The sequence below is a fragment of the Rudaea sp. genome (assembly GCF_036383415.1).
In the GTDB taxonomy this organism is placed as follows: Bacteria; Pseudomonadota; Gammaproteobacteria; order Xanthomonadales; family Rhodanobacteraceae; genus Rudaea.
In genome coordinates, this window is sequence record NZ_DASVOK010000328.1 from 1 (window position 1) to 6116 (window position 6116).

Below are 6116 nucleotides of genomic sequence, written 5' to 3' on the forward strand. Positions count from 1 at the left end.
GGAGCGGGCGCAGCTTGTACGGGGGCTGCGGCCTTCGCAGGCGCCGGGGCCGCAGCGGGCGCCGCACCGGCGGCTTCGATCAGCGCGACGACATGCCCTTCGGAAATTTCGTCGCCGACCTTGACCTTGATCTCTTTGACGACGCCGGCAATCGACGACGGCACTTCCATCGTCGCCTTGTCCGATTCGAGTGTGACCAGGCCCTGGTCCTTGCTCACCGTATCGCCGACCTTGACCAGCACTTCGATGACCGGCACGCCGGTGTAGTCGCCGATGTCGGGCACCTTCGCTTCCTGCACGCCGCCGCTTGCAGCAGCAACTGGAGCCGGCGCGGGTGCAGGCGCTTCCGCTTTCGCTGCGGGAGCCGGCGCCGCCTTGGCCACGGCCGGAGCGGGCGCCGTGGCTTCACCGCTTTCAATCAGCGCGACTACGTGGCCTTCGGAAATCTCGTCACCGAGCTTGACCTTGATCTCCTTGACGACACCGGTAACCGACGAGGGCACCTCCATCGTCGCCTTGTCCGATTCGAGGGTGACCAGGCCCTGGTCCTTCGTCACGGTGTCACCCGGTTTGACCAGGATCTCAATCACCGGCACGCCGGTGTAATCGCCGATATCCGGCACCTTGGCTTCTACGACGTCGGCCATGCTCCCTCCTTACTGTGGGCGCGCTGCCGCCGTTGGCGCCGCGCCGGTCACAACTGATGACGAATTCACGCGGCCGCGGCCGCATCGCCATGATAATGCGAATGGAGAGTTTTGCACCGGCCGCGCCACAATCTTCTCGGTGCCGGTCACCGGCATGCGGAAAGCGGCACGCACGCCATGCCGACCGATTACGGCCGACACGGCGCTTCGTTGGGCAGGTCAGCGCGGCGGCACGGCCGCTTCGCGCAGCTTCTTGTAGGCCGGCACGTCCACCGGCACGCCATCGGCGTTGCAGCTGCCGAGCGCGCACAGCTGCTTGCGGATCGGCTCGTTCGCCTGCGCCATCAGATGGAACAGCGCGTTCTGTTCGAGCGAGCCGTGTACCGCGGCCGCGCCGGGGCCGCGCACGAACACGGCGACATCGTCGCCGCTGTGCGTTTCCGAGCCAAGCGGCACGACCGATTCCTGCATGTAGTCCGGCGCCTCGGTATCAACCTGATCGAGATCGGGGCGGCCGTTCTTCGCCGGGAAAAACGCCGTGGCGTTGTGCGGATATTTCTTCGGCCCTTCCGCCTCGCGATCGCTTGCGCCGGCATATCCGGGACCGTTGGCGTAGCCGAGGGTCGTGATCGAGCGGCCGATCGCGTCGCGCGCCAATTCGTTCGACGGTGCGCCTTCGCCGCTCGATCCGCGCAGCTTGCCGAGGATCGGGTTGCCGCGGTTGGCGTAGCCGGCGAACGTCATCGTGTGCGAATGATCGGCGGTGACGAGGATCAGCGTGTCGTCGACGCTGGTCATTTCGGTCGCGGCGCGAATCGCATCGGAGAACGCAATCGTTTCGGTCAGCGCGCGATAGGCGTTGCCGGCATGGTGGCCGTGATCGATGCGGCCGCCTTCGACCATAAGAAAAAATCCATTCCGATTATTTTTCAAGACGGAAATGGCGGCACGCGTCATGTCGGCCAGACTCGGCTCCATCGCCGGCTTGTCCTGCTCGCGTTCGTACTCGTACTTCATGTGCTCGGGATTGAACAGGCCCAGCAAGCGCGTCGTCTTGGCCGGATCGATCTTGGCGAGCTGCTCGGCGTTCCAGACATAGGCCGCACCGGGCTTGGCCTGCCATTCCTTGATCAAGTCGTGCTTGTCGAGGCGCTTGCCGATCAGGCCGTCGTATTGCGGATCGGGCTGCGGCGCAGGCATGAACTCGGTGCGTCCGCCGCCGAGCGCAACGTTGAGGCCGCCGCCGAACGGAAACTCGACGAGCTGGCGCGCGAAGTCGACGCAGCCTTGCTCGCGCGCCTCGTCCGGCATCGCCATGTCGTATTCCCAGTCGCGCTCGGGCAGATGGCCGTAGGTCGCCGCCGGCGTCGCGTGGGTGATGCGTGTGGTCGTCACCGCACCCGTGGCCATGCCGGCGCGTGCAGCGAGTTCGAGCGCAGTCACCGCCTCGTTGCCTTGCGCGGCCTTGCAGTCGCCACGCTTGCCGACCTGGTTGACGCCGATCACGCCCGAGCGCGTCTTGATGCCAGTCATGATCGCGGTCATCGTGCCGGCGGAATCGGGCGTCTGGAAATCGGTGGTGTAGGTGCGCGACAGTGCGGTGTACGGGAACGTCTCGAAACTCAGGCGATTCTCCTCGCCCGATTGTCCCTTGCGCTGGCCCTCGAGGATGCGTGCGGCAGCGATCGTCGCCGTGCTCATGCCGTCGCCGAGGAAGACGATGACGTTCTTCGCCTTCGACTTCGCCATCGGAAGATCCGCGCGGTTTGCCGCAGCAGCTGCGGCGCCAGCGCGGAACCACCAGGCCGGCGTCTCGCCGTCGGGATGCTTGACCATAGCGACATCGATCGCATGCGATTGACCGGCTTTCTCCGCCGCGGCAGTGCCGGCGCCGAGCAGAACACAAAGACCGGCCGAGACAAGAACGGCGAGATTGATCGAACGCGACATGGGCGAATCCCCTTCGAAGGCAATCCGCAGATTATCGACACGATTGTGACGGCTTGACGAAACGTGCCGCGCCGCGGGGCAAAACGGTCCGCGGCGCGTGTCGCGACGAACTACGGCATCGTCGTGCGCACCGCGTCGTTGTGCTTCTTGTTGTAGATGCGCGCACTCTGGCGGTTCTCCTTGCCCTGGATGCGCGCCTGCTCACCGGCGCCGACATGGCCATTCGCACCCGCGTGTGCCTCGGCACGATCGACGTGCGCCTGCCCGCGCTCGAGCGAGGCGGTCTCCTTGTTGGTCAATTGGCCGGAGCGCACGCCTTGGTTGATGCGCGCCTCCTGGTTGACGTTGCGCTGCACGTCGGCCTGCATGCGCTTGGAAGAGACGGAATTCGGGTTGCCAACCACAGCGTTGTGCTTGTCTTTATAGATGTCGGCGCTGACGTGATTCTGTTCGCGCTGGATCTGCGCTTTCTCGCCGGCGCTGAGCTTGCCGTCCTTCATGTCGCGTGCTTCGGTGGCGTCGATACGCTTTTCCTGATGCTCGAGGCTGGCCGCCTCCCTGGTCGAGAGCTGGCCGGACTGCAGGCCCTGCTCGATGCGTTTCTGCTGGTCGGTGTCGCGCGCCGTTTCGGTTGCGGCGTTCTGCGCGTGCGCTCCGAACGAGAACAGGACGGCGGCGACGGTCATTGCGATCAGTTTGCGTTGCATGTGAATTCTCCCTTGTCGGTGGTCGGCGCAGAGACTGCGCACGCCCCGCAACAACGAGGCTCATCGCCGCGCGTTGACAGCAAACGCTGAAGCAACGCCAAACGGCGAAATCCGGCACGACGTTGTCATCCGATCGACGCTTCGTCCGTTAGATGGCGTACCGCTCATCGCTGCCGTCCACGGACATGACACGATCACGAATTTTTCACGCCGTAGTCCTGCTCGCAGCAGGTGCGGGCACCGCGCAAGCTGCAAATTCGCCCGCCACGCTGAACCGCGACGACGCGCTCTGGCTCGATCGCATCACCTGGGGCCTCGACAGCGCGACCGTCGCCCGCTTCCGCGAGCTCGGTCGCCATCGCTTCCTCGACGAACAGCTCGCCGGCCGCAACGACAAGCTGCCCGCGCCGGTGCAGGCGCAGATCGACAATCTCGACATCGCCCACGATTCCGCCGCCAAACTCGTCGTCGACGAAGTCGCCGAGCAGAAGCGCATCAATGCGCTCGGCGACGAAGAGATGAAGAAGTCCGCGCGCAAGGATCGCAATGATCTCGGCAACAAGATGGCCTACGAGGCGACCCGGCGCGAGCTGCTGCGCGCGATCTACTCGCCCGACCAGCTCAAGGAACAGCTGGTCTGGTTCTGGCTCAACCATTTCAACGTGTTCGCGCAGAAGGGCTACGTGAAGTTCCTCGCCGGCGACTATGCCGACCAGGCGATCCGTCCCTACGCGCTCGGTCATTTCCGCGACCTCGTCATGGCCACGCTGAAATCACCGGCGATGCTGCAATACCTCGACAATGCGCAGAACGGCAAGAACCGCATCAACGAAAACTACGCGCGCGAGCTGATGGAGCTGCACACGCTCGGCGTCGATGCGGGCTACACCCAGGGCGACGTGCAGGAACTGGCCAAGATCCTCACTGGTGTCGGCATCGACACCAACCACGACGATCCGAAAGTGCATCCGGCAATGCACCGCTACCTCGTGCGCGAGGGCTTGTTCACGTTCAATCCGGAGCGCCACGACTTCGGCGACCGTATGCTGCTCGGGCAGAAGATTCGCGGCGGCGGCTTCGACGAGGTCGAGCGCGCGGTCGACCTGCTCGTCAAGCAGCCGGCCTGTGCGCAGTTCGTCTCGCGCAAGCTCGCTACTTACTTCGTTGCCGACGAGCCGCCGCCGAAGCTCGTCGACAAGATGGCGCACACGTTCCAGCGCAGCGACGGCGACATCGCGCAGGTGTTGCGCACGATGTTCGAATCCGACGAATTCACCGCCTCGCTCGGCAGGAAGTTCAAGGACCCGATGCACTACGTCGTCTCGAGCGTGCGCCTCGCCTACGACGGCAAGACGATCACCAACATGCATCCGGTCGTCACCTGGCTCAACAACCAGGGCGAGGCGCTGTTCGGCCACTCCACACCGGACGGCTACGCGCTGACCGAGAACGCGTGGGCATCTTCCGGACAGATGAGCCGGCGCTTCGAGATCGCGCGCATCATCGGCAACGGCAACGCCGGCCTGTTCGATGCCGCCGACGGCACCAAGAGCGTCGACACCGGTTTTCCGCAACTGTCGTCGAAGCTGTACTACGACGGCATCCAGCCCTATCTGTCGAAGACCACGCTCGCCGCGCTCGACAAGTCGGCCTCGCAGCAGGAATGGAACGCGTTCCTGCTCGCCTCGCCCGAATTCAACTCCCGCTAGGTGCTCCCATGAATCGCCGCCATTTCCTCCAACTCGCTGCGACCGCGTCCGCGCTGCCGATGCTGACCACCGCCGGCCGCGTGTTCGCCGCACCGCCCTCCTCGCCGCGCTTCCTGCTTGTGTTCCTGCGCGGCGGCTACGACTGCGCGAACCTGCTCGTGCCATATTCGAGCGACTTCTACTACTCCTCACGACCGAACATCGCCGTGCCGAGGCCCGATCCGAAATCGGACAGCGGCACGCTCGCGCTCGACAGCGACTGGGCCTTGACGCCCGGACTACGCGATTCGATCGGCGAGATGTATAGAAACAAACAAGTCGCCTTCGTGCCGTTCGCCGGTACCGATGACCTGTCGCGCAGCCACTTCGAAACGCAGGACAACATCGAGCGCGGCGAGCCAACACAGACGCACGGCGATTTCAATTCGGGATTCATGGCGCGCCTGTCCAGCACCTTGACGAGCAAGGCGCCGCCGATCGCCTTCACCGATGCGTTGCCGCTGACGTTCCGCGGCGCGAGCGACATTCCGAACATTTCGCTCAAGTCGGTCGGCAAGCCGGCCTATGACGATCGCCAGGCCGCGATTCTCACCTCGATGTACCAGGGCCATCGCCTGCAGGGCGCGGTCAACGACGGCCTCGAACTGCGCGCGCATGTCGCCAAGGAGTTCGAGACCGAGATGAACCAGGCCAACCGCGGCGCGGTCAGCGCGAAAGGCTTCGCGCTCGAGGCGCAGCGCATCGCCAAGATGATGCGCGACCAATACCGGCTCGGCTTCGTCGACATCGGCGGTTGGGACACGCACGTCAACGAAGGCAACGACAAGGGTCAGCTCGCGAACAACCTCGCCAACCTCGGCGACGGCCTCAAGGCGTTCGCGCAGGAACTCGGGCCGGAGTGGAAGAACACGGTCGTCGTCGTCGTCTCCGAATTCGGCCGCACGTTCCGCGAGAACGGCAATCGCGGCACCGACCACGGCCACGGCTCGGTCTACTGGGTGCTCGGCGGCGGTATCGACGGCGGCCGCATCGCGGGGGAGCAGCTCAAGGTGCAGCAAGCGACCTTGCTGCAGAACCGCGACTACCCCGTGCTCAACAACTAC

5 protein-coding genes are annotated in these 6116 nt (G+C 64.8%); 2 read left to right on the plus strand and 3 right to left on the minus strand.

Going from position 1 to position 6116, the window contains the following annotated elements; all coding sequences use genetic code 11:
- The 3 genes from VF497_RS12395 to VF497_RS12405 form a co-directional block, all read right to left on the minus strand.
- A partial coding sequence (locus VF497_RS12395; RefSeq protein WP_330889141.1) for a biotin/lipoyl-containing protein occupies positions 1-647 on the minus strand: 647 nt, incomplete at its 3' end.
- A 219-nt stretch (positions 648-866) separates the two neighbouring features.
- Complete coding sequence (locus tag VF497_RS12400; RefSeq protein WP_330889143.1) at positions 867-2597, minus strand: alkaline phosphatase; 1731 nt, start codon at positions 2595-2597, stop codon at positions 867-869.
- A gap of 110 nt (positions 2598-2707) precedes the next feature.
- Complete coding sequence (locus VF497_RS12405) at positions 2708-3304, minus strand: hypothetical protein (RefSeq protein WP_330889145.1); 597 nt, start codon at positions 3302-3304, stop codon at positions 2708-2710.
- 185 nt (positions 3305-3489) lie between these two features.
- Between VF497_RS12405 and VF497_RS12410 the strand changes: the two genes are divergently transcribed.
- Positions 3490-5013 (plus strand): DUF1800 domain-containing protein, encoded by a 1524-nt coding sequence (locus VF497_RS12410; protein ID WP_330889147.1) that lies wholly within the window; start codon positions 3490-3492, stop codon positions 5011-5013.
- Positions 5014-5021: 8 nt separating this feature from the next.
- Positions 5022-6116, plus strand: a 1095-nt coding sequence (locus VF497_RS12415; RefSeq protein ID WP_330889149.1) for a DUF1501 domain-containing protein, incomplete at its 3' end; no start/stop codon positions are given.